The sequence below is a fragment of the Allosphingosinicella sp. genome (assembly GCF_035626655.1).
Lineage (GTDB): Bacteria > Pseudomonadota > Alphaproteobacteria > Sphingomonadales > Sphingomonadaceae > Allosphingosinicella.
This window is the reverse complement of sequence record NZ_DASPNF010000010.1, coordinates 251682-273725: the sequence shown is the minus strand read 5'-3', so window position 1 is coordinate 273725 and position 22044 is coordinate 251682. Positions and strand designations below refer to the sequence as shown.

General features: G+C 67.9%; 21 protein-coding genes. 8 read left to right on the top strand and 13 right to left on the bottom strand.

What is annotated here, in order from left to right:
- Nucleotides 1–27: 27 nt before the first annotated feature.
- From VEC11_RS09715 to dxs, 7 genes are all read right to left on the bottom strand, one after another.
- Entirely contained in the window at nt 28–324 is a 297-nt protein-coding gene (locus VEC11_RS09715) for an accessory factor UbiK family protein (RefSeq protein WP_464130538.1), read from the bottom strand.
- 18 nt (nt 325–342) lie between these two features.
- Complete coding sequence (locus tag VEC11_RS09710; protein WP_464130537.1) at nt 343–912, bottom strand: TspO/MBR family protein; 570 nt, start codon at nt 910–912, stop codon at nt 343–345.
- Between the two features lie 7 nt (nt 913–919).
- Nucleotides 920–4030, bottom strand: a complete 3111-nt coding sequence (locus VEC11_RS09705) for an efflux RND transporter permease subunit (protein ID WP_464130536.1) — start codon at nt 4028–4030, stop codon at nt 920–922.
- A gap of 3 nt (nt 4031–4033) precedes the next feature.
- Entirely contained in the window at nt 4034–5083 is a 1050-nt protein-coding gene (locus tag VEC11_RS09700) for an efflux RND transporter periplasmic adaptor subunit (protein WP_464131207.1), read from the bottom strand.
- 92 nt (nt 5084–5175) lie between these two features.
- Nucleotides 5176–5928: a TlyA family RNA methyltransferase gene (locus VEC11_RS09695; protein WP_464130535.1), complete on the bottom strand. Its 753-nt coding sequence runs from the start codon at nt 5926–5928 to the stop codon at nt 5176–5178.
- 367 nt (nt 5929–6295) lie between these two features.
- A complete protein-coding gene (locus VEC11_RS09690) occupies nt 6296–6694 on the bottom strand; it encodes a hypothetical protein (protein ID WP_464130534.1) in 399 nt (132 codons plus the stop codon).
- Nucleotides 6695–6696: 2 nt separating this feature from the next.
- On the bottom strand, nt 6697–8625 hold the full coding sequence (dxs, locus tag VEC11_RS09685) for a 1-deoxy-D-xylulose-5-phosphate synthase (protein ID WP_464130533.1): 1929 nt from the start codon (nt 8623–8625) through the stop codon (nt 6697–6699).
- A 153-nt stretch (nt 8626–8778) separates the two neighbouring features.
- Between dxs and VEC11_RS09680 the strand changes: the two genes are divergently transcribed.
- The gene (locus VEC11_RS09680; protein ID WP_464130532.1) at nt 8779–9285 is read left to right on the top strand and encodes a hypothetical protein; all 507 of its coding nucleotides are present in this window, start codon (nt 8779–8781) and stop codon (nt 9283–9285) included.
- 17 nt (nt 9286–9302) lie between these two features.
- Here VEC11_RS09680 and VEC11_RS09675 read toward each other — a convergent pair whose 3' ends face one another.
- The 3 genes from VEC11_RS09675 to VEC11_RS09665 form a co-directional block, all read right to left on the bottom strand.
- On the bottom strand, nt 9303–10106 hold the full coding sequence (locus tag VEC11_RS09675; RefSeq protein ID WP_464130530.1) for a DUF899 family protein: 804 nt from the start codon (nt 10104–10106) through the stop codon (nt 9303–9305).
- A gap of 82 nt (nt 10107–10188) precedes the next feature.
- On the bottom strand, nt 10189–10650 hold the full coding sequence (locus VEC11_RS09670; RefSeq protein ID WP_464130527.1) for a Fur family transcriptional regulator: 462 nt from the start codon (nt 10648–10650) through the stop codon (nt 10189–10191).
- Between the two features lie 149 nt (nt 10651–10799).
- Entirely contained in the window at nt 10800–11168 is a 369-nt protein-coding gene (locus VEC11_RS09665) for a MerC domain-containing protein (protein ID WP_464130526.1), read from the bottom strand.
- Nucleotides 11169–11295: 127 nt separating this feature from the next.
- Between VEC11_RS09665 and VEC11_RS09660 the strand changes: the two genes are divergently transcribed.
- From VEC11_RS09660 to VEC11_RS09640, 5 genes are all read left to right on the top strand, one after another.
- The gene (locus tag VEC11_RS09660; protein ID WP_464130525.1) at nt 11296–12342 is read left to right on the top strand and encodes a COX15/CtaA family protein; all 1047 of its coding nucleotides are present in this window, start codon (nt 11296–11298) and stop codon (nt 12340–12342) included.
- Nucleotides 12339–12659: a divalent-cation tolerance protein CutA gene (gene cutA / locus VEC11_RS09655; protein WP_464130524.1), complete on the top strand. Its 321-nt coding sequence runs from the start codon at nt 12339–12341 to the stop codon at nt 12657–12659. The genes VEC11_RS09660 and cutA overlap by 4 nt, the downstream gene beginning before the upstream one ends.
- Nucleotides 12660–12784: 125 nt before the next feature.
- A complete protein-coding gene (rplM, locus tag VEC11_RS09650; protein WP_464130523.1) occupies nt 12785–13264 on the top strand; it encodes a 50S ribosomal protein L13 in 480 nt (159 codons plus the stop codon).
- Nucleotides 13264–13947, top strand: a complete 684-nt coding sequence (gene rpsI / locus VEC11_RS09645; protein ID WP_464130522.1) for a 30S ribosomal protein S9 — start codon at nt 13264–13266, stop codon at nt 13945–13947. The genes rplM and rpsI overlap by 1 nt, the downstream gene beginning before the upstream one ends.
- 104 nt (nt 13948–14051) lie before the next feature.
- Nucleotides 14052–14807 (top strand): dimethylarginine dimethylaminohydrolase family protein, encoded by a 756-nt coding sequence (locus tag VEC11_RS09640; RefSeq protein ID WP_464130519.1) that lies wholly within the window; start codon nt 14052–14054, stop codon nt 14805–14807.
- Here VEC11_RS09640 and VEC11_RS09635 read toward each other — a convergent pair.
- The 3 genes from VEC11_RS09635 to VEC11_RS09625 form a co-directional block, all read right to left on the bottom strand.
- Entirely contained in the window at nt 14791–16443 is a 1653-nt protein-coding gene (locus tag VEC11_RS09635) for a DUF4166 domain-containing protein (protein ID WP_464130516.1), read from the bottom strand. The genes VEC11_RS09640 and VEC11_RS09635 overlap by 17 nt on opposite strands.
- Complete coding sequence (locus VEC11_RS09630) at nt 16440–16697, bottom strand: hypothetical protein (protein WP_464130513.1); 258 nt, start codon at nt 16695–16697, stop codon at nt 16440–16442. Before VEC11_RS09630 ends, VEC11_RS09635 begins: the two co-directional genes overlap by 4 nt.
- Before the next feature lie 209 nt (nt 16698–16906).
- The gene (locus VEC11_RS09625) at nt 16907–18781 is read right to left on the bottom strand and encodes a M3 family oligoendopeptidase (protein ID WP_464130511.1); all 1875 of its coding nucleotides are present in this window, start codon (nt 18779–18781) and stop codon (nt 16907–16909) included.
- 156 nt (nt 18782–18937) lie between these two features.
- On the opposite strand from VEC11_RS09625, the gene VEC11_RS09620 reads away from it, so the two are divergent.
- Both VEC11_RS09620 and VEC11_RS09615 read left to right on the top strand, forming a co-directional pair.
- Nucleotides 18938–19204, top strand: coding sequence for a hypothetical protein (locus VEC11_RS09620; RefSeq protein ID WP_464130510.1), 267 nt, complete (start codon nt 18938–18940; stop codon nt 19202–19204).
- A gap of 74 nt (nt 19205–19278) precedes the next feature.
- A complete protein-coding gene (locus tag VEC11_RS09615) occupies nt 19279–22017 on the top strand; it encodes a putative bifunctional diguanylate cyclase/phosphodiesterase (RefSeq protein ID WP_464130509.1) in 2739 nt (912 codons plus the stop codon).
- Nucleotides 22018–22044: the final 27 nt, after the last annotated feature.

Here is a 22044-nt window from a genome sequence, read left to right as displayed (position 1 = left end):
AGAGACGGTTAACAAAGCTGTGGATTGTCACACAGCAGGGCGGGAACGCCCTTTCCCGGCCGCCGGTTTCGCCGCGGCCTTGCCGGCCCTGCCCTCGAGCGCATCGAGCCGCGCCTTCAGCGCCTCATTCTCCTCGCGCGCGGCGGCGGCCATCGCCTTCACCGCCTCGAATTCCTCGCGCGAGACGAGGTCGAGCCCGCCGATCCATTCGCGCGCCCGGTCCTGGACGGCGGCCTGGGCCTCGCGGGTCATGCCGGCAATGGTGCCGGCGGCACCGTTCATCACCTTCACGAAATCGTCGAACAGGCGGTTCTGGGACTGCATTATGTCTTCCCCGGCGGGCTAGATGGTGTTGGAGCTGACATCGATATTGATCGTCTGCTGGCCCGGTACAAGGGTCTCGGCCTCCGGATTCAGCTCCATGATCTTGTAGTTGAGCGCGGTCGCGAACATCAGCCAGCCGAGATAGGGATAGAGCAGAAGGGCGGCGACGATCCGGATTTTCCACAGGGCGAAGATCAGGCCGATCGTGCAGACGATCATCGCCGCGATCAGCGACAGGCCCACCGTGACCTTGTGCATGCCGAAGAAGACCGGCGACCAAGCGAAGTTCAGGGCCAGCCCCAGGCCGAACAGGATGATCGCCCGCTCCCGCTTCTCGGCGCCCCTGGCGTGGAGCAGCATTGCGAGCGAGAGGCCGATTAGGATGTAGAGGATCGTCCAGGCCGTGCCGAACACCCAGCCGGGCGGCGTGAAGCCCGGCTTCCGCAGCGCTGCGAACCAGGGATTCGAGTAGCCGGAATTGGACAGATAGCCCGAAAGCATGCCCAGGAGCAGCACGGCGGGCACGGTGAACAAAGCATAGCGCAGGAAGCTCATCCGCAGCTCGGACTTCGAAGCGATTCCGGTCATCTGACTCCTATTCGGCCGGCTGCGGCTCGGGCGCGGGGCCGGTGAGCTGGCCCTCGAGCTTGCGGGTAACGGCGAGCGGCGAGCCCGTAAAGCGGGCGAGGCGCGAATAAAGAAGCGGAATAAGAAAAAGCGTAATCAGCGTCGCGATCGCCACGCCGAACACGATCACGACGCCGATCGCGACGCGCGCCGCCGCGCCGGCGCCCCCCGCGAGCATCAGCGGCACCGCGCCCGCGCAAGTCGCGATCGAGGTCATCAGGATCGGTCGAAGCCGCCGGCGCGCCGCCTCGCGCACCGCCGTGTCGATGTCGCGGCCCGCGTCGCGCAACTGGTTGGCGAATTCGACGATCAGGATGCCGTTCTTGGCGGCGAGGCCGACCAGCATGACGAGGCCGACCTGGCTGTAGAGGTTCATGGTCTGGCCCATAACGGCCAGCCCGACCAGCCCGCCTGCGACCGCCAGCGGCACGGTGGTGATGATCACCGCCGGGTGGACGAAGCTTTCGAACTGCGCGGCGAGGAGCAGGTAGACGATGAGGATGGTGAGCAGAAAGACGAAGTAGATCGAGCCGCCCGCCTCCTTGAACGCCTGACTCTCGCCGCGATAGCCGACGGCGAGCACTTCGGGCGACTGGCCGGCGGCAGTTTCGAGGAAGGCGAGCGCCTCCCCGAGCGAATAGCCCGGCGCGAGCCCGCCGGAGAGAGTGATCGCCCGCAGCTTGTTGTAGCGGCCGAGATCGCGCGCGCCCGCCGCGCCCTCCGTGCGCACGAGATTGGACAGCGGCACCAATGTCCCCGTCCGGCTGCGGACATAGATCTGCGCGAGATTGTCCTGCGTGGTCCGCGCATTCTGCTCGGCCTGGACGACCACACGATATTCGCGGCCCCGGTCGGTATAGGTGGTAACGCGCCGTGAGCCCAGCAGGGTTTGCAGCGCGTTCGAGACGTCGGCGACTGAGACGCCGAGATCGCCGGCTCGCGCGGTATCGACCCGGATACGCAGCTGCGGCTTGTTCTCCTTATAGTCGCTGTCGAGATTGACGATGCCTGGATTGTCGGCGGCGGCGGCCAGGATGCGGTCGCGGACCCGCGCCAGATCGTCATAGGTCGCGCCGGCGATCACGAAGTTGATCTGCTGGCCGCGGCCCCGGTTGAGCGAGTTGCGCACCTGCGCATTCCCGCGCACCGCGGGCACCTGCCCGATTTCCCGGTTGATCGCGCCCGCCACGTCCGCCGTGGTCGTCGTGCGCTCCTCCCACGGGCGGAGGAAGACGACGAAGCTGCCGCTGTTGAAGTCGTCGCTCTGGCCGAACCCGCCCGGCACCCGGGTGATCAGCGAGCGGACCGCGCCCTGGCCGACCATCGGCAGCAACCTTGCCTGCACCTGCTCCGCATAGCGGGTCATCTGGTCGTAGCTCGTGCCCTCCGGCGCGGTGATGTTGACTTGGATGATCCCCGCATCTTCGGCGGGCACCAGCTCGGTCTGGCGCGTCGTGTAGAGAAAGCCGGCGCCGCCGAGGAAAAGGAGCACGACGATGACAGGAATGAGAGGCTTCCTGATCACCCGGTCGAGGCCGCCGGCATAACGGCCCTCGAGCGCGCGGAAGCGGCGGTCGACCCAGCCGGCAAGCCTCCCCCTTTTCTCGCGCTTCAGCAGCTTCGAGCAAAGCATTGGTGCGAGGCTGAGCGCGAAGAAGCCGGAAAAGGCGACGGCGCCGATCATCGCCGCCGCCAGTTCGCGGAACAGCAGGCCGGTCTGGCCCGCAATGAACATGATCGGCACGAACACCGCGCAGACCACCATCGTCGTCGAGATAATCGCGAAACCGACCTGCCGCGCGCCGTTGAAGGAGGCGGCGAGCGGCGGCTCGCCCTCCTCGATGCGGTGATAGATATTCTCCAGCACGACGATCGCGTCGTCGACGACGATGCCGATGGCGAGGACGAGCGACAACAAAGTCAGCAGATTGATCGAGAAGCCGAGCAGCCACAGCACCGCGAAGCTCGCCAGCAGGCAGAGCGGCACGGTGACCGCCGGGATCAGCGTCGCCCGCCAACTGCCGAGGAACAGATAGATGACGAGCACGACCAGCACCGCCGCCTCGGCAAGCGTGTGCCAGACCCCCTCGATCGCCCGGCTAATGAACTGGCTGTCGTCCGAGCCGACGGTGATCGTCATCCCGTCGGGCAGGGTGGACCGCACCTGGTCGGCCATGGCGCGGGAGGCATCGGCGACGGCCAGCGTGTTCGCACCCGACTGGCGGACGATCCCCAGGCCCACCGCCTGGCTGCCATTGAGCCTGAACGAGGAATAGGGATTTTCGGGGCCCTGCTCGACACGGGCGACATCGCCGAGGCGAACCAGATAGCCGTCGCTGCCCCGCCCGACCACCAGGGTACGGAATTGTTCGGGCGTCGCGAAGGCCCGGTCCACCCGAAGCGTCACATTCTGCTGGGCCTCAAGGCGCCCGGCAGGCAACTCGACATTCTGCCGGCTCAGCGCGGCCTCGACGTCGGCGGGGGTCAGGCCAAAGCCGGCAAGCCGCTCGGGCTGAAGCCAGATGCGCATCGCCGGCCTGGCATCGCCGCCGATGAACACCCGGGCGACGCCGTCGATCGAGCTGAACCGGTCAGCGAGGTTGCGGTCCACCCAGTCGCTGAGCTGCAGCGGCGTCCACCCGGGCCGGGACACGACCAGGAACATGATCGGGCTCGCATCGGCATCGACCTTGCGGACGACCGGCGGCTCGATGTCGTTCGGGAGCTGGCTCGCTGCCGCGCCGACGCGGTCGCGCACGTCGTTCGCGGCGGCCTCGATATTGGTGCCGGCAGCGAACTCGATGGTGATCTGCGACTGGCCGTCCTGGGAGCGCGAGGTGATGGTCTGCAAGCCCGGAATGCCGGCAAGCTGATCCTCGAGCACTTCGGTGATCCGGGTCTCGATCACATTGGCGGCCGCGCCGACATATTGGGTCTGGACCGACACCACAGGCGGATCGACGTCCGGATATTCGCGGACCGACAAGGCGAAGAAGCCGACGATCCCGACCACGGCCATCAGCATCGCCATCACCGCCGCGAAGACGGGCCGCTTCACCGAAAGATCGGAGAGCTGCATCGCCTAGCCGCTGCCGCGGGCCCGCTGTCCGCCCCCGCCGCCGGGACGGTCCTGCCCCTCGAGGCGCACCTGCATCCCGTCGGTGACCTTGATGATGCCCTCGGTCACGACGCGCTGGCCGGGCCGGAGCCCCGAGACGATTTCGACGCGCCCGTTCTGGTGCGCCCCGGTCCGCACCTCGGTGCGGCGGACGCGATTGCCCTCGCCGACGACAAACACATAACGCGAATCGCCCTCACCCAGCACGGCGAGTTCGGGCACCGACAAGGCGGAGCGGGTCGAGCTCTGGATCGCGACGCTCATCATCATGCCGGGACGCAGCGCCCGGTCCGGATTTTGCAGGTGCGCGCGCACCGTCACCGCTCGCGTGTTCGGATCGATGACGGGATCCACGGTGCGGATCGTGCCGTTGAACGGCCGGTTCGGCCAGGCCGCCGAATTTGCCTGGATGGGCAGGCCTTCGCGGATGGCGGCGAGCATCGTCTCCGGCACCGTGAAGTCGAGCTTGATCGTGGAGATGTCGCTCACCGTCGCGATCGCCGTGCCCTGGCTGGCGATCGCGCCGACCGAGATGTTGCGCAGGGAGACCCAGCCCGAGAAAGGCGCGCGGACGACGCGGTCCCCGATCTGCGCCTGCACCTGCTGCGCCTGCGCGCGCGCCGCGGCGGCGGCGGCGACCTGGGTGTCGTAGCTGGAGCGGGTCGCGAAGCCGCGCTGCTTGAGCTCGGAGACACGCTGCAGCTGCTGCTGGCTCTCGCGGAGACGGGCATTGGCCTCGCTCAACTGCGCGCTCTGCTCGGCCTGGCGCAACACCGCGACGACCTGGCCGCGCTGGACGAAGGCGCCGTCGTCGAAGTTGAGCCTGACGATCCGCTCGGTGACCGGGGCGGACAAGGTGACCTGCTCGTTCGCCCGCGCTGTGCCCACCGCCTCGATCCGGTCGGCGAACTCCATCGGCGTCGCCGCCTCGGCCTTGACGAGCGGCGCCTGCCGCCCACCGCCCGTCTGCCTGGCGTCGCCGCCGCCGCAGGCCGCGAGCAAAGCCGCGAGCATCGGGATGAGAAGCTTCCTGGTCACGCCTGGCTCTTTACTCCTGATCGAGGGTCAATGCCCAATTTTGGCGGCGTGTCGAGAGGGGCTTTGTCTCAAAGTGTCTCAGCCTGCTCGGCTTTCTCGGCGCCGATCAGAAACTCGACATTGCCCTCCGGGCCGGTGATCGGGCTCGGCGTGATGCCGGCCACGCGCCAGCCGCGGCTTTCGAGCCAGGCCGCAACCGCGTCGCACACACGCTCGTGCACCGCCGGGTCGCGGACCACGCCGCCCTTGCCGATCTCGTGGCGCTCCGCCTCGAATTGCGGCTTGATCAGGGCGATGAGCCGCCCGCCGGGCCGGGCGAAGGCGAGCGCCGCGTCGAGCACCTTGGCCAAGCCGATGAAGCTCGCGTCGCAGACGACGAGGTCGAGCGGCTCGGTGACGATCGCCTCGGTCAGGTAGCGGGCATTGGTCTTCTCATGGACGACGACCCGCGGGTCGTTTCGGAGGCTCCAGGCGAGCTGGTTGGTCCCGACGTCCACCGCAAACACCTTCGCCGCGCCGCGCTGCAGCAGCACGTCGGTGAAGCCGCCGGTCGAGCTGCCGACGTCCAGGGCCACAACGCCGGCCGGGTCCCAGCCGAAATGGTCGAGCCCGTGCGCCAGCTTGATCCCGCCGCGCGACACCCAGGGATGGTCCCTGCCCCGCACCTCCAGCGCCGCGTCGTCCGCCAGCGGCTGGCCGGCTTTCTCCACCTTCCGCTCGCCCGCATAGACCAGGCCGGCGAGGATCAGCGCCTGCGCCTTGCTGCGACTCTCGGCGAGCCCGCGGTCCACGAGGAGCTGATCGGCGCGGCTCTTGCTCATGGCGACAGGCAATGGCCGAAACGCCGTCCCGATCAAGGACTAAGGTAGAACTACCATATCGACCCGGCCGCCGCCCGGCGTCATAGCGGCCGCGCTCGAGAGCCAGAGGGGGCATCAGGTCAATCGAGCGGGGCCCCGCCGTTTATCCCCTTTTACGGTGGGGCCCCTCCTCTCTTCCCGGCCGCGGACCGTCAAGTTGAAGTTCGGCTGGTGCGAAGCGTTCGATCGCTTCCCAAATATCTTCGATAGCCTGATCGAGGCCGGTGGTCATCATCGTGATGTCGCCATAACCGAGGTTCCAACCCCGGCGGAAAAGTCTGGCCCGCCATGTCGATCCGGGAAACGCTGCCGGGTCGTGGAGATACAGTCACAAGTGGCGCTTGAATGCGAAGTTGGGAAGGTGCTGTGTCTCTATGCTGATCCGCAGGATCGCCTCCCAAGGAATAGTGTTGGGGGACCAATGGCGCATGAATATTCCGCGCTGCCCGACAACAATCTGAGCCTCGGGATCGAAAAGACCGCGTGCAATCAGCGCGCCGACCAAGCCGGAGAAGAGGGCTGCCGGCCAAAGCACAAACTCCCAGCCAGCCTTTGGCCTCAGCCCATAGGCTTCCGGACCGAAGACCGCCACGAAGACGATGAGAACACAGGGCAGAAGAAGCAGAACATGCTTCCAAAGGGAATTACGGGCAACGAAAGCCTTCATGGTCCGATCTGTCGAGCCGTCCGGATCGCCCGGCAAATCTCCCGCCGCCTGATCGGACATCACTACGCCCGCGCGCCTTCCTCGAGCCCTGGACTGTTGTGGCGGAGCGCCTTCAGGACCGTTTCCACGATCGCATCGGCGTCGAGGCCGGCTTCGGCATATTGCTTCTCGGGCTTGTCATGGTCCTGGAAATGATCAGGCAGGCGCATGGTGCGCAGCTTGAGACCGGAGTCGATCAGGCCAAGGTCGCTGGCGAGGGTGAGGACGTGGGCGCCGAGGCCGCCGATCGCGGCTTCCTCCACCGTCACCGCGACCTCGTGGGTGGTTAGCAGGCGGCGGATCAATTCCTCGTCGAGCGGCTTGGCGAAGCGCAGGTCGGCGACGGTGGCGGAGAGGCCTTTGCCGTCCAGCGCATCCGCGGCCTTCAGCGCCTCGGCGAGGCGGGTGCCGAGCGAGAGGATGGCGACCTTCTTGCCCTCCCGCACGATCCGGCCCTTGCCGATCTCCAGCAGTTCAGGCGCCTGCGGCAAGGGCACGCCGACGCCATTTCCGCGCGGATAGCGGACCGCGATCGGGCCGTTGTCGTGCTCCTGCATGGTCTTCACCATATGCATGAGCTCGGCCTCGTCCGCGGCGGCCATGACAACCAGATTGGGCAAAGTCGCGAGATAGGTGACGTCGAAGCTGCCGGCATGCGTGGCGCCGTCAGCGCCGACCAGCCCGGCCCGGTCGATCGCGAAGCGCACGGGCAGGTTCTGGATCGCCACGTCGTGGACGACCTGGTCATAGGCGCGCTGCAGGAAGGTCGAGTAGATCGCGCAGAAGGGCCGCATGCCCTGGGCGGCGAGACCGGCGGCGAAGGTTACCGCATGCTGTTCCGCTATTCCGACATCGAAGGCGCGGTCGGGGTGGGAGGCGGCGAACCTGTCCACGCCGGTGCCGGACGGCATGGCCGCGGTGATCGCGCAGATCCGGGGATCGGCGTCGGCGAGCTTCGCCAGCGTCTCGCCGAACACGTTCTGGTAAGCCGGCGGGCCGCCGCCGGCACCCTTGTCTTGCTTGCCGGTGACGACGTCGAACTTGACGACGCCATGATATTTGTCGGCCGCGGCCTCGGCCGGGGCATAGCCCTTGCCCTTCTTGGTCACGACATGGACCAGCATCGGCCCTTCGGCCGCGTCGCGGACATTTTCAAGGATCTTGACCAGCCGCTCGACATTGTGACCGTCGACCGGGCCGACATAATAGAAGCCGAGCTCCTCGAAGAGCGTGCCGCCGGTCCAGAAGCCCCGCGAATATTCCTCCCAGCGCTTGGCCATCACATGGAGCCGCTTGGGCAGCTTGCGCGCCACCTTCTGCGCGATCCGGCGCAGGCCCAGATATTTGCGCGAGGAAACCAGGCGGGCGAGATAATGGGAGAGCCCGCCGACCGGTGGCGCGATCGACATGTCGTTGTCGTTGAGGATGACGACCAGCCGATTACCGGCGGCCTGAGCGTTGTTCATCGCCTCATAGGCCATGCCCGCGGACATGGCGCCGTCGCCGATCACCGCGATCGCCTTGCCGGGCTTGTCGGCCAGCTTGTTCGCCACCGCGAAGCCCAAAGCTGCCGAGATGGACGTGGAGCTGTGCGCGGCGCCGAACGGGTCGTACTCGCTCTCGCTCCTTTTGGTGAAGCCGGAGAGGCCGCCGCCCATGCGCAGCGTGCGGATGCGGTCGCGCCGGCCGGTGACGATCTTGTGCGGATAGCATTGATGGCCGACGTCCCAGACCAGCCGGTCCGCGGGCGTGTCGAAGACATAGTGAAGCGCGACGGTCAGCTCGACGACGCCGAGCCCCGCGCCCAGATGCCCGCCCGTCACCGAGACGGCCGAGATCGTCTCCGCGCGCAGCTCGTCGGCGAGCTGGCGGAGCTGATCCTTCTCCAGCTTGCGGATGTCGGCGGGGACATCGACGGTGTCGAGCAGGGGGGTGACGGGGCGATCACTCATGGCGGCGCATGTAGTCGCCCGGGGGCCCGATGTCGAATGTTGATCCGATGCAGAGGCCGTTGACGGCGGCGCGTTTCCGAGTTGAATGATCAATCAAATAGGATGGCGAGTCGGTCCGACTTTCGCGCTTGCCGGATAGAGAGGGACGGGGCGATGAATGTTCTCATCTTGCTGGTCGCGGTGGCCCAGCCCGGGGCGGGCACGGCCGGTCCGCCCGCCGAATTCGGCTGGTTCCGCGAGCTCGCCGGCGCCTGCTGGCAGGGCGACCATCCCGGTTCGATCATGCGGGACCGGCAATGCTATTCGGCGCAGTTCGGCCGCTTCATGCGCGGGACGATCCGGATCACCCGGCCGCGCGACGGCCAGAGTGCGCCGGCGCATCATGGCGATTCCGTCTTCGCCTGGGATGCGGGACGGCAGCGGCTGATCTTCTATTTCTGGGGGAGCGACGGCCAGCACGGGGTCAGCGAGGGCTATTATGAGGGCGACGCGCTGATCTTCGAGCAGCCGCCGACCTCTGGCGGCCAGCCGGTGGGGCGGCGGACCATCTGGCGCCGGGTGGATGCCGATCATTTCCGGGTGACGGTGCAGATGCGCAGCCACGCGATCTGGACCGACCGTTTCACCGTCACCTACGAGCGGAGCGGCGCGGGCGACTAGAGCGCGGCGGCGATCGTTCAGGCGGCGGGCATCGCTTCGGCCCCGGCGAGCGCCTTCGCCGGACCGGCCTTGCCGGGATCGCAATGGGCATGGTCGCGATAGCGGTCGGATTTGGGGCGCCCGCGCGGCGTCAGGTCGAGGAACCCCCAGAACGGCTCGACCGTCCCCAGGTGGCGCGGATCCTGGTCCGGCTCCATAAGCGGTTCGTACAGCAGCTCCGACGCCCAGCTCAACCGGATCACCCCGTCTGCGTCGCGCTGGAAGATCGTCAGGATCGGCTGCTGCTCCCCCTTCTCGTCCTCGCCGTGGAAATCGCGCTTGAAGTCGTTGCCCGCGGCGGAGACGAGCGTGATGTTCCGCCAGCCGCGATCGCGGGCAAAGGCCATGACATGCTCGATCGGCGCCTTCGCCACGGTCGCGAAGCTGATGTCCGCGCCTTCCAGATAGGGCAGCACGCAGTCCCACTGGTCGAGCAGCAGGGTGCAGGACGGGCAGGGCCCCGCCCCGAGCGGCAGCGCCGCGACCGACGCGCCCGCCATCCTGGGCCGGTCGTCGCCGGAATCCCGGGGGAACATGTAATGATAGAATAAGAGCGTATCGCTGCCCTTGCGGAACAGCTCCGAGAGCCGGACCTTGATCGGCTGGCCGTCATCGTCCCAGGCGTCGAACAGATAATCGTCCGCCACGACCGGCCCGGGCGGCAGCGCCCGCCGCTCCGCGGCAACGGCTTCCAGCTCGCGCCGGAGCGCCGCCTCGCGCTTCAGCAGCGCGTTGCGGGCTTTGCGATAGTCCGGCGATTCATTGGGAAAGGTCACGACCATGGCCACACTCCTGGGGGGGGTCGTGACAGCAACGTCCTGAGCGAAAAATGTCTCCGTCCGGTCCGCGGAGCGGGGTGGCGGACTAATTGTCCGAGCAATCCTCGCAGCGGCCGCGGACCTCGATCACCGGGCGCTGGGCGGTGAAGCCCGCCGCCTTCGCGGCGTCGCGGACGCCGCCGGTCAATTTGTCGTTGTCGATATGCCTGGCCGATCCGCAGCTGTCGCAGATCAGGAAGATGCAGTCGTGCAGGCAGTCTGGATGGTCGTTGGCGATATAGGCGTTGGCGCTTTCGACCCGGCGGGCGAGATTGGCGCCGACGAACAGGTCGAGGATCCGGTAGACGCTGTTCGCGGCGACCCGGCGGCCCTCGTTCTGCGAGACCTTCTCGGCAATGTCATAGGCCGAGGCGGGCTTGTCGAAGCTGGCCAGCGCGTCGAATACGGCAGCGCGCATCTGCGTCCACTGCTCGCCCGAGCGTTCCATGGTCGACTTGGCGGCCTCGACGAGGTCCGCGCCCTGATGGGAATGGTGCACGTGAGCCATGGGGACGATGTAATGTCTCAACGGGAGAGGGACAAGTTCGGAGCGACGGGTCGGGCGTCCGCCGTGCTCCGGCGAAGGCCGGAGCGTTGGGCGGGACTCACGGCTGGTGGAACCTCGCAGCGCTCCGGCCTTCGCCGGAGCACAGATGGTCAGATCACCGCGCGGCGGTTGAGGTCGTGGCCGAGGGCGAGCAGCAGCACGCCGAAGACGGAATAGACCACCTCTTCGGTACCGTGATGCAGGGTCAGCGAGCCGGCCATGGTGCCGAGCCCGAGCGCGCCGATCGCCGCCGGCAGCATGAAGCCATGCTCGCGGATGCCGCGGCCGAGGCCGAGCACGCCGAGCAGGATCGCCAGCACCAGCCCGATCTCGTGGATGCGCGGATCGAGCAGCACGCCGCCGGCCGCGGAGAGCACCATGACGAGCACCGCGCTCGCCACGCAATGGACGAGGCAAAGCCCCGACAGGCCGATGGCCAGCCGGTCGACATTTCCCTGTCTGCTCAGGCTCGGAAACACGGACGACTCCTTGTGCGGGAATCCCTATAGGCATTCCGCGGTTAAGTTACAATATAACAACGCTGCTGTTTTTCCGGTTCCGCCGACCCGTTGGCATTCCGGCAACACTCGGCCATAGGGCGCGGCCATGGCCATTGCCCTGTTCCAGCGCCCTGCCGAGCCTTTGCCGCGCCCGATCGCCATCGAGCGCTGGCTGCTCGCCGTCGCCTGCCTCGTCTTCGTGATGGTGATCGTCGGCGGGATCACCCGGCTTACCGAATCCGGCCTGTCGATCGTCCGCTGGGAGCCCTTGTCCGGCGCCATCCCGCCGCTCGGCGACGAAGCCTGGCAGCAAGCCTTCGAGCAGTACAAGGCAAGCCCGCAATATCTGCAGATCAACAGCGGCATGACCCTGGCCGACTTCAAGGCCATCTATTTCTGGGAGTTCGTCCACCGGCTGCTGGCGCGGCTGATCGGGCTGGCCTTCGCCTTGCCGCTGCTCTTCTTCTGGTGGAAGCGGGCGATTCCCGCTGGCTATGGCTGGAAGCTGGCCGGGATTTTCGCGCTCGGCGGGCTGCAGGGCGTGATCGGCTGGTGGATGGTCGCCTCCGGGCTCGTCGACCGGCCGGACGTCAGCCATATCCGGCTCGCCGTGCATTTGCTCATGGCCCTGCTGATCTTCGCCGCGACGCTCTGGGTCGCGGGCGACATGCGCGGCCTCGCCCGCAGGCCGGAGGCGCCGGCGGCGCGCATGCCCCTGCTCGGCATCTGGACGCTCTCCATCCTGTTCCTGCAGTTCATGTTCGGTGCCTATGTCGCCGGGCTCGACGCGGGCCAGTATTTCAACACCTGGCCGCTGATGGGGACCGAGCTCTATCCTTATGGCTATGAGTGGCTGCAGCCGGCGCTGCGCAACTTCGTCGACAATCCGATCACCGTGATGTTCGTCCATCGCTGGCTCGCTTTCCTGGTGGCGGCGCTCGCGCTCTGGCTGGCCTGGCGGGCGTTCCGGCGGGGGCTCTGGCTGGAGGCGTTCATGGTCGCCGGCGCGGTGGTTGCGCAGCTCCTGCTCGGCATCCTCACCGTGCTTTCCGGCGTCCAGCTCGACATCGCGGTCGCGCATCAGGGCATGGCAGTGCTGCTGCTCGGCGCGGTGCTCACCGCCGCGCATGCTTTGGGGGAGCGGAAGGCGTGAGCCGGATCGTCAGCGTCTATGCGGTCTTCGCGGACGCGAATGAGGCGCAAAGGATCGCGCGTACCGTAGTCGAGGAAAAGCTCACCGCCTGCGCCAATATCCTCGGCCCTTGCCATTCCATCTATCGCTGGCAGGGCGCCGTCGAGGAGGCGGACGAGGTCACCGCCATCTTCAAGGCGCGGGCGGACCAGGCAGAGGAACTGACGGCGCGGATCGCGGCGCTGCACAGCTATGAGGTGCCGGCGATCGCGGTGTGGCCTGTGGAGAGCGCCTGGCCGGCTTATGCGAACTGGGTCGAAGCGGAGGGCGGCGACTAGGAGGTATTATTTTACCTCTCGCGAAACGCCCGCTTTTCCTTGACTTTCCGGCCCATCTCCGCCATCTGGCCGCCATCGCGCGGCTGGCAATGGCCGCGCTCATTTGTTTTCAAGAGGTATAGCCCATGAAGGCGCTGATGAAGACCACGCGGTCGGCGAAGCCGCGCGAGGTCGAGAAGAAATGGCATCTGATCGATGCCGACGGGCTGGTGGTCGGGCGGCTCGCCACGATCGTCGCCAACATCCTGCGCGGCAAGCACAAGCCGAGCTACACCCCGCACGTCGATTGCGGCGACCATGTCGTCATCATCAACGCGGACAAGGTGCGCTTCACCGGCAAGAAGCTGGCCGACAAGGTTTATTACAAGCACACCGGCTATGCGGGCGGCATCAAGTCGATCACCGCCGGCAAGGTGCTGGAGGGCCGCTTCCCGGAGCGCGTGCTCGAGAAGGCGATCGAGCGGATGATCCCGCGCGGCCCGCTCGGCCGCGACCAGATGCGCGCGCTGCATCTCTATAACGGCACCGAGCATCCGCACGGCGGCCAGAACCCCGAGACTCTCGACGTCGCGTCGATGAACCGCAAGAACAAGGTGGGTGCCTGATGTCCGACAATCGTCAATCTTTGGCCGATCTCGCCAAGCTGACCGAGGCCGAGCCCGAGGCGCCCGCCGCCGAGCCGACTGCCGAGGAAGCCGCCGCTCCCGAGGCTGAGGCCGCCGGGGCCGCTCCGGCCGAAGCTGAAGCAGCTGTCGAGGAGGCTCCGGCCGCCGAGACCCCCGCCCGCTCCGTACGCGACGACCGCCGCGGCCACGACAAGGGCGAGGATGAGAACAAGGACGGCGTCCTGACCCAGGGTCCGCAGATCCAGGCGATCCTGCGCGAGCAGCAGCTCGACAAGCAGGGCCGCGCCTATGCCACCGGCCGCCGCAAGGACGCGGTCGCCCGCGTCTGGCTGAAGCCCGGCACCGGCAAGATCACGGTCAACGGCCGCGACCAGGAGGTCTATTTCGCCCGCCCGACGCTGCGCCTGATCATCAACCAGGTGTTCGACGTCGCCGATCGCGTTGGCCAGTATGACGTGGTCGCCACGGTCACCGGCGGCGGCCTTTCCGGCCAGGCCGGCGCGGTTCGCCACGGCATCTCCACGGCGCTGACCCGCTACGAGCCGGCGCTGCGCACCACGGTGAAGCGCGAGGGCTTCCTCACGCGCGACCCGCGCGTCGTCGAGCGCAAGAAGTACGGCAAGGCCAAGGCCCGCCGGAGCTTCCAGTTCTCGAAGCGCTAGGATCCCACCCCCTTCCCCCCTCCCGCGTGCGGGAGGGGATCAAGGGGTGGGCGAAAGGGCGGTCCGGGTTTCCGGGCCGCCTTTTTCTTTGCTAGGCGCGGTCCATGCCCCTCGCCTTCACCCGCGCCGTCAGCCCGCGCCTCGCCGAGTGCGAGACGACGCAGGCGGAGCGCGTCGACGTGCCCCGGGCGGTCGAACAGCATGCGGCCTATGAGCAGGCACTGCGCGATGCCGGACTCGAGGTGCGGCGGCTGTCGCCGCTCGACGACTTCCCGGACGGCATGTTCGTTGAGGACACGGCGCTGCTGCTCGGCGAGTATGCGGTGATCCTGCGGCCCGGCGCGGCCTCGCGCGCCGGGGAGACGGACTCCACGGCGGCCGGCCTGGCCGACGCCTTCACGCTGCACCGCCTCGATACCGGCCATGTCGACGGCGGCGACGTGCTGCGGATCGGACAAACACTTTACGTCGGCATCTCCACCCGCACCGACCTCGCGGGCATTCGCGCGCTTGGCGAACTGGTCGCGCCGCTCGGCTATCGGGTGGTGCCGGTCCCGGTCGCCGGCGGGCTGCACCTGAAGAGCGCGGCGACCTGCGTGCGCGACGTGCTCATCCACAACCCCGCCTGGGTTTCGGCGCACCATTTCGAAGGCGCGGCGCCGCTGGCCGTCGCGCCCGGCGAGGAACTGGGCGGCAACGTCCTGCTCGCCGGCGAGACTTTGCTTACCCCGGCCGACAGCCCGCGCACCGCCGAGGCGCTGGCCGCCCGCGGCTTCCGCACCGTCACGCTCGATATCTCGGAGATGCGCAAGGCCGACGCGGCGCTCACCTGCATGAGCCTGATCAGCGAACCGGCCTGAGCCAGCCCGTATAATGGACGATGCAGCCGATCAGCGGGAAGCTGAGGCGGACGTCGAAATGGAAGCGCTCCCCGGCCTCCCATTCGCGCGCGGCGATCCGGGGGGCGAGGAACAGGGGCAGGCGGATGCCGAAGGCGCTCCAGCGTTTCAACGTCATGGTGAGGCCGTCTTCCGTTCCCGCAAGCGCGAAGCCGAAGCGCATCGGCCCGAACCGCTCGACCGCGAGGCCCTTCCTCTCCGACAGCTCGCTCGAGAAGAGATGGCCGCCGAAATCGCGCGTCCAGCGCTCCCGGCCGTCCCGTTCGGCGAAGGACACGTGCAGCCTGTGGGTGCCGGCGGGCGGGAATCGGGCGATCGCCCCCAGCAGCCGGGCGAACAGGTTCCGGCCGCGCTCGACCTTCCCCTCCCCCGCCGCGCCGGCATCGCCGTGCAGGTCGTGAATCGCGCGGACCAGCGGTGGCAAGGTGGCGAAGGCCGGCCCCATGATGCGCGCGTAAAGGACCGGCGGCAGCGTCCGCTCCTCGATGTCACCGCCGACCGCCAGCCATTCCAGCGCCTGATCGAACCGTTCAAGCTCGAGCAAGGCCTCGGGCGTCCGGGCGCCGGGCCGCAAGACGCCGCCGAACAGGGCCTCGACGAGCAAGGCGGCGGCGAGGGTCGGAACTTCCGGGCCGTTGTCATCGACCGCGACGATGGTCCAGCGCCGCTCCACCGCCTGCTCTCCGCGCCGCCCGATGAGCGTAACGGTCATGCCGGAGCTGTCCTGGCCCAGCCGGGCCGTGGCCCGCTGCAGCGGCAGCAGGAGCCCGGCGAGACCGCCAAGCGAGGTCAGCCAGCCCCAGCGAACCGGCCAGCCGAGCAGCCAGAGGGCCCGCATCTGGAAGCCGAGATCGTTGCCCGCGCGAAAGGTGACAGCCGGGCGGCCCGGGAGCATGGCGGGCAGCAAATCGTGATCCGGCACGTCCGCGAGCGCAACCTTGCGCCGCGGCGCAAAGATCCCGACGCCGCGGAGCGCAAAGAGCCCTGCGCGCATCTCCACCTTGCGCATCTCGCTCCAGCCCCGCGCGCGCTCGTCCCAGCGCCCGCCGCGCCAGAGCCGCACCGGCCGGCCGACATAGGAGAGGATCGCCCTGCTCACCGAGGCGCCGGCGGTGGTCCGCGCCGAAGCACTGAGCGCGATCTCCACCTGGTCGACCCGGTCCAGCCCTTCGGCCAGCTTGCGCGCCACTGCTCCGGTCAAGGCCGGCGCGGTCGAGGCGCCGGCGATCACGGTCACGCCCGCCGCCCGCGCCGCGTCGTCGAGCGCGCCGATCCCGGTCACGAAGTCGCGCGCGTCGGCGAGATCGAGATAGGGGATGAAGGCAGCGATGCAGGCCTCGGGCACGTTATAGCCACTGTCCTGGAACGGGCCGGCCGCATCGATCACCAGATCGGGCGCAAGGGCTGCCAATACCGGCGCGAGGTCGCCCTCACGATCCGCCACCACGCCTTCGGCGTTGCTGAGCGTCGCCGCGAATCGCAGCGCTTTCTCGACGCTGCGCCCGGCGACCAGCACCTGATGCCCGGCCGCCGCCAGCCGCCGGGACAGGCGCGCCCCGAACCCGCCATAGCCGCCGATCACCAGGATCCGCTTCACTCATCCTCCTCCGGTTCCGTCCAAACCACGCTCGCCACGCAAAAGGCAGCGCCTCCCGCCAGCCCGAACAGGCCGCCCCAGACGCCGAGGCCCGGGCCGAGCCAGAGCGTCGCCGGAAGCGCGCCGATCAGGCCCGCGGCGACGAGCACCGTCATCGGCTCGATCCGCCAGCCGACCATGCGCAGCAGACCGTAGAGCGGGAGCGCCAGCAGCACCACATGCGCGCCGGCGAAGCATTTGCGCGAGCAGATCACCTGCGGGAAGCCGCGTCGGCGGCCGTAGAGGCGGGCCCAGTGCTGGCCGCCGCCCGCCGCATCCTCGGTGACGCTGATCGCGACAATCGTGGGAAGTTTGAGAATCCGTCATTGCGAGGTGCGAAGCGACGAAGCAATCCAGCCGGGGCCGCGGCCGCACTGGATTGCTTCGCTGCACTCGCAATGACGAGCCGGGCTCAGACTCTCGCTTACGTCCGCTGCGCCAGCAGCCTCTCCGCTTCGTCCAGCACCCGCCCGAACTCGGTGATCAGCGCGCGATACGGGGTGGGCGTGGTCATATCGAGACCCGCGCGGCGCAATATCTCGGTCGGATAGTCCGAGCCGCCGGCGCGGAGCGCGTCGAGATAGCGCTCCCGCTCCGCCTGGCCGCCGTTCAGGATGCTCTGCGAAAAGAACACAGCACCGGAAATCGAGGTAGCATACTGGAAGACGTAGAAGTTGCGGTAGAAGTGCGGGATATAGGCCCATTCCATCGCGTAGAGCGGGTCGATCTGCATCCCCGTGCCGTGATATTTGCGCAGCAGCTCCAGATAGAGCTCGGTGAAGCGCGCGCCCGAGAGACCCTGGCCCGCCTCCGCGAGGTCGTGAATCCTGAGCTCGAACTCGGCGAACATGGTCTGGCGGAAGAAGGTGGAGCGGAAGCCTTCCATGCGCTGGCCGAGATAGAAGAGCTTCTCCTCGGGCGTGCGGGCATTGGCGATCATGTAATGGTAGAGCAATTGCTCGTTGCCGGTCGAGGCGAGCTCGGCGGTGAAGGTCGCATAGCCCGCCGTCTCGAAGGGCTGGCGCGACTTGGAGAGCAGGGTGTGGATCGCATGGCCCCATTCATGCGCGTAGGTAGTCAGGCCCGAATAATCCTCGGCGAGGTTCAGCAGCAGATAGGGATGAACATCATAGGCGGCGCCATTCATATAGGCGCCGGACGCCTTGCCCTGCCGGGGGAGCGGATCCATCCAGCGCGCCGCCGTGCCTTGCGCGAGCAGCCGGCCATATTCCGGTCCGAGCGGGCGCAGCGCCTCGAGCGTGACCGTGCGCATCTCGGCAAGCGTGAAGCGGCGGTCGTTGCGCACCAGGGGCGGATAGATGTCGTAATAATGCAGGTCCGGCAGGTTCAGCATGCGCTGCCGGAGGGCGAAGTAGCGGTGCAACGTCGGCAGGCCCTCGTTCGCGACCTGGACCAGGGTGCGGTACACGCCCTCCGGGATATTGTCGTCGGACAGGGCCGCCTCCAGGCTGTTGCGGTAGCGGCGCGAGCGGGCGGTAAACATGTCGCCCCTGACCTTGGCGGCGAGCGCCGCGCCGAGCGAGCTTTCGAACGGCTTGTAGCTCGCCCAGAAGCGGTCGAAGACGAGCTTGCGGTCCGCGCGGTTCGCGCCCCCGCGATTGTTCGCATAGCCCTGGTCGTCCAGGCGCAGGGTCTGGCCGGTGGACAGCGTCACCTCGGGGCGAGGAATGTCCGATGAGGCGAGCTGGTCGCGAATGTCGTTCGGACCGGCGAGCACGCTGCCCGAAGATGCAAGCACGCGCTCCGATTCCTCGCTCAACGTGTGCGGGGCGCGGCGCAGGATATTGGAGAGGTAGAAGCGGAACTTGCCGAGACCCGGCTCGGCCGCGAGATAGCGCTCGATGGTCTGCTGGCCGATCGCAAGGATCTCTGGCTCGACCCAGGCGGTGGCCTCGCCAAAGGCGGTGAACACGTCCTGCGCCTGCTGCTTGCGCTCCTGGTTCGGCGCGACCCGCAGGTCCTCGTCCGCCTTCAGCGAGGCGTAGATATACAGCCTGAGCAGCTTGCGGACCGTGTCGGAATTGGTCTGCAGCGCGGTCCGGAGCGAAGCCGCGTCCCGGCCGAGCGTGCCGCGGAGCTGCGGCAACCGGGCGATCTCCGCCTGGATAGCCGTCTTGTCGGCCGCCCAGGCCGAGTCATTGGGATAAAGGTCGGTGAGGTCCCACGCCGCCCCCGCGGCCGGCGCTGCGGCCTGCGCCAAAGCGTTGAGCGAGCCCCCCTTTACGAAGGCGAGCAACGCCGCCCCGGTCAGCATCAGATTGCGCCGAGAAACTTCCATATGTGTGGATCCCTCACCCCTGGCCGCACTCGCGCGCGGCCGCACCTTTGTCCCCGCCGGTCTTCTTCCCGCCGCCGCGACGACTGGCAAGATGCGTTCGACGAAACGCTTCATCGCGGCATCGCCTGTCAACATTTCTCTGCTATGTGGCTGGAGATGCGCATCATTCTACTCCTCGCCGCCCCCCTCCTGCTCGGCGGCTGCCTCGTCAGGACCGCGGCCGACATCGTCACCCTGCCGGTGAAAGCCGCCAGCGCCGGAGTCGACGCCCTGACCACCAGCCAGGCCGAGGCCGACCAGCGCCGGGGGCGCGAGATTCGCGAGGCGGAGGAGCGCGAGGGCCGCAAGGCCCGGCGCCGCGAGCGTGAGGAACGGCGCCGGCGCGAGCAGGCGGAGCAGGAGGCGGAGGACCCGCAGCCTTGATCCCTTCGCGGCAACAGGCGCGAAGGCCGCCCCTTTCAAACAAATCTTAAGACGCAGCCTGTACGGCACTGCCGATGGCGGGGCTTCGGCGAAAGATCGATCCTGAACTGGGGGAGGCGGAAAATCGCCCGTCCCTCGGCCATCTGTTCACTCGCGACTTCGCCCGCATCGACGACGAGCAGCTCGAGAGCGCGGCGCGCGAGCGCATCCGCGCGCTCGACCATGTCCCGGCCTTCCTGCTCGGCGTCCACCTCGTCTGCGTGGCGACCTTCCTGGTCGGGCTCGGCAATCCCGCCAATCCTGACCCCGCCTTGCTCGCGCCGCTCGGCGCGCTGATCCTCGTCGATTTCGGGCTCTGGGCCTGGCTCTGGCGGCGGCCGCCGTCGCGCTTCGCGCCGCACCAGGCGATTCGCGGCGCCGCGATCTACAGCCTCGTCGCCTACGGCCTCTGGTGCGCCGCCTCCATCGCGGCGGGCGCGGGCCAGGCGCAGAATCTGCCACTGGTCGACATGGCCATCAGGGGCGGCGTGCTCGTCATCCCGATCGCCTTCCTCGCCTATCCGGCGCTCGTCGCCCTGGGCTGCCTCGGCTTCGCGGCCAAGATCTACTTCCTGTCGCACGACCTCGTCGGCGCCATGGTCGCGGTCCTGCTCTCGCTCCTGCTCATCCGCCTCAGCCTGCAGCGCTCGGCCGACCATCTCGCCCAGCTGCGCCGGCGCACCGCAATGGACTGGCACGCGCAGCGCGCCGCCCGCTTCATCGAGGAATTCGAGCAGGCCGGGCGCGGCTGGTTCTGGGAGACGAGCGCGCGCGGCGCCCTCTCCTACGTCTCCGAGCAGCTGGCGGCCGACCTTAAGACCCCGGCCGCCGACCTGATCGGCAAGAATTTCATCGACCTGATCGGGCTCGACGACCGGCGCGGCTCCGAATCGTCGGAGCGCACTTTGGGCTTCCATCTGTCGACCCGGCTGCCGTTCACCGACATCAACGTCCGCGCCAACACCACCGCGGAGATCTGGTGGTCGCTCTCCGGCACGCCGAGCTTCGACGAATATGGCCGCTTCCTCGGCTTCCGCGGGATCGGCACCGACCTCACCCAGCAGCGCCGCTCCGAAGAGGAGATCAACCGCCTCGCCAAATATGATTCGCTGACCAACCTCCCGAACCGGATGATGATGCGGCGCACGCTGGACGAGACGCTGCAGAAGAAGGGCGATGTGATCGGCGGCGGTTGCGCGCTGTTCCTGATCGACCTCGACCGCTTCAAGAACGTCAACGACACGCTCGGCCATCCGGTCGGCGATGCGCTGCTCAAGCAGGTGGCGCAGCGCCTCACTTCGGTGATCAACAAATTCGGCCAGGTCGGCCGCCTCGGCGGTGACGAATTCGAGGCGGTGCTGCCCGGCCAGCATGATGACGGCGCGCTAAGCGACCTCGCCAACCGGCTGATCCAGCAGGTCTCGATGCCCTATTTGATCGAGGGACATAATATCTCGATCGGCGCCTCGGTGGGCATCGCGCTGGCTCCCTCCGAAGGATGCTGCGCGGACGCGCTCATCCGCAATGCCGATCTCGCTCTGTATGCCGCCAAGTCGGCGGGCCGCGGCACGTTCTGCTTCTTCGCGCCGGAGATGCATTCCGAGGCACAGGACAGGCAGACGCTCGAGGCAGACCTCCGCAAGGCGATCGCGCGCGGCGAGCTGCAGCTGCAATATCAGCCGGTGGTCAACGCGCAGACCGAGGAGCTTTCGGGCTTCGAGGCGCTGGTCCGCTGGCACCACCCGACCCGCGGCGTCGTCTCACCCGCCCTGTTCGTCCCGCTCGCCGAGGAAGCAGGCCTGATCCTCTCGATCGGCGAGTGGGTGCTGCGGACCGCCTGCCTGGAGGCGGCGAAATGGCCCGAGAATATCCGCGTGGCCGTGAACCTCTCGCCGATCCAGTTCGTCGAGCCGACCCTGCCGGCGACGATCATGTCCGCCATCGCCAATGCCGGCATCCAGCCGCGCCAGCTGGAGCTGGAGATCACCGAGGGCGTCTTCCTCGCCGAGAATGACGCGACCGACGACATGTTCGCCAAGCTCAAGGGGATCGGCGTCCGGCTCGCGCTCGACGATTTCGGCACCGGCTATTCGTCGCTCGGCTATCTGAAGAAGGCGCCGTTCGACAAGATCAAGATCGACCAGAGCTTCGTGCGCGGCGCCGCCAAGTCGGGCAGCCGCAACGCCGCGATCATCCGCGCCATCGTCACGCTCGCCGAGAGCCTGTCGATGGACACGACCGCCGAGGGCGCGGAGACGCATGACGAGCTCACCATGATCCGCGAGCTCGGCTGCTCCCACATCCAGGGCTATATTTTCGGGCGGCCGATGAACCCCGAGGATGCGGGCCGGCTGGCGGCGGAGAACAAGGCGGTCACCGCCGACGGCTTCCAGTTCAACCGGCCGCCGCGCCAGGGCATCCTCAAGGTCGCCAGCCTGCAGTTCAACGGCATGTCGATGCCGGTCCGCGTGCGCAACATCTCCACTGGCGGCGCGCTGCTGGAGTGCGATCGCATGCTGCCGGTGGAATCCAAGGTCCAGCTCGACCTCCCCGGCTGCGGCAATCTCGGCGCCGAGGTGCGCTGGTCCGAGGCCAAAAGGATGGGCGTCCAGTTCGAGGACGAGTTCGACCTGCGCCGCCTGTCGCCGGGCAAGGGCGCCGGCTTCGGCGCCAAGTTGCCGCAGCAGGGCTATACCAACCTCAGATATGCCGACGCCGCCGCCAACAAGCAGGCCCTCTCCGCCGGCGACCTCCGATACGGCCGGGGCGGCTGAGCAGCGCCCCTTGCGGAGCGAAAGGGC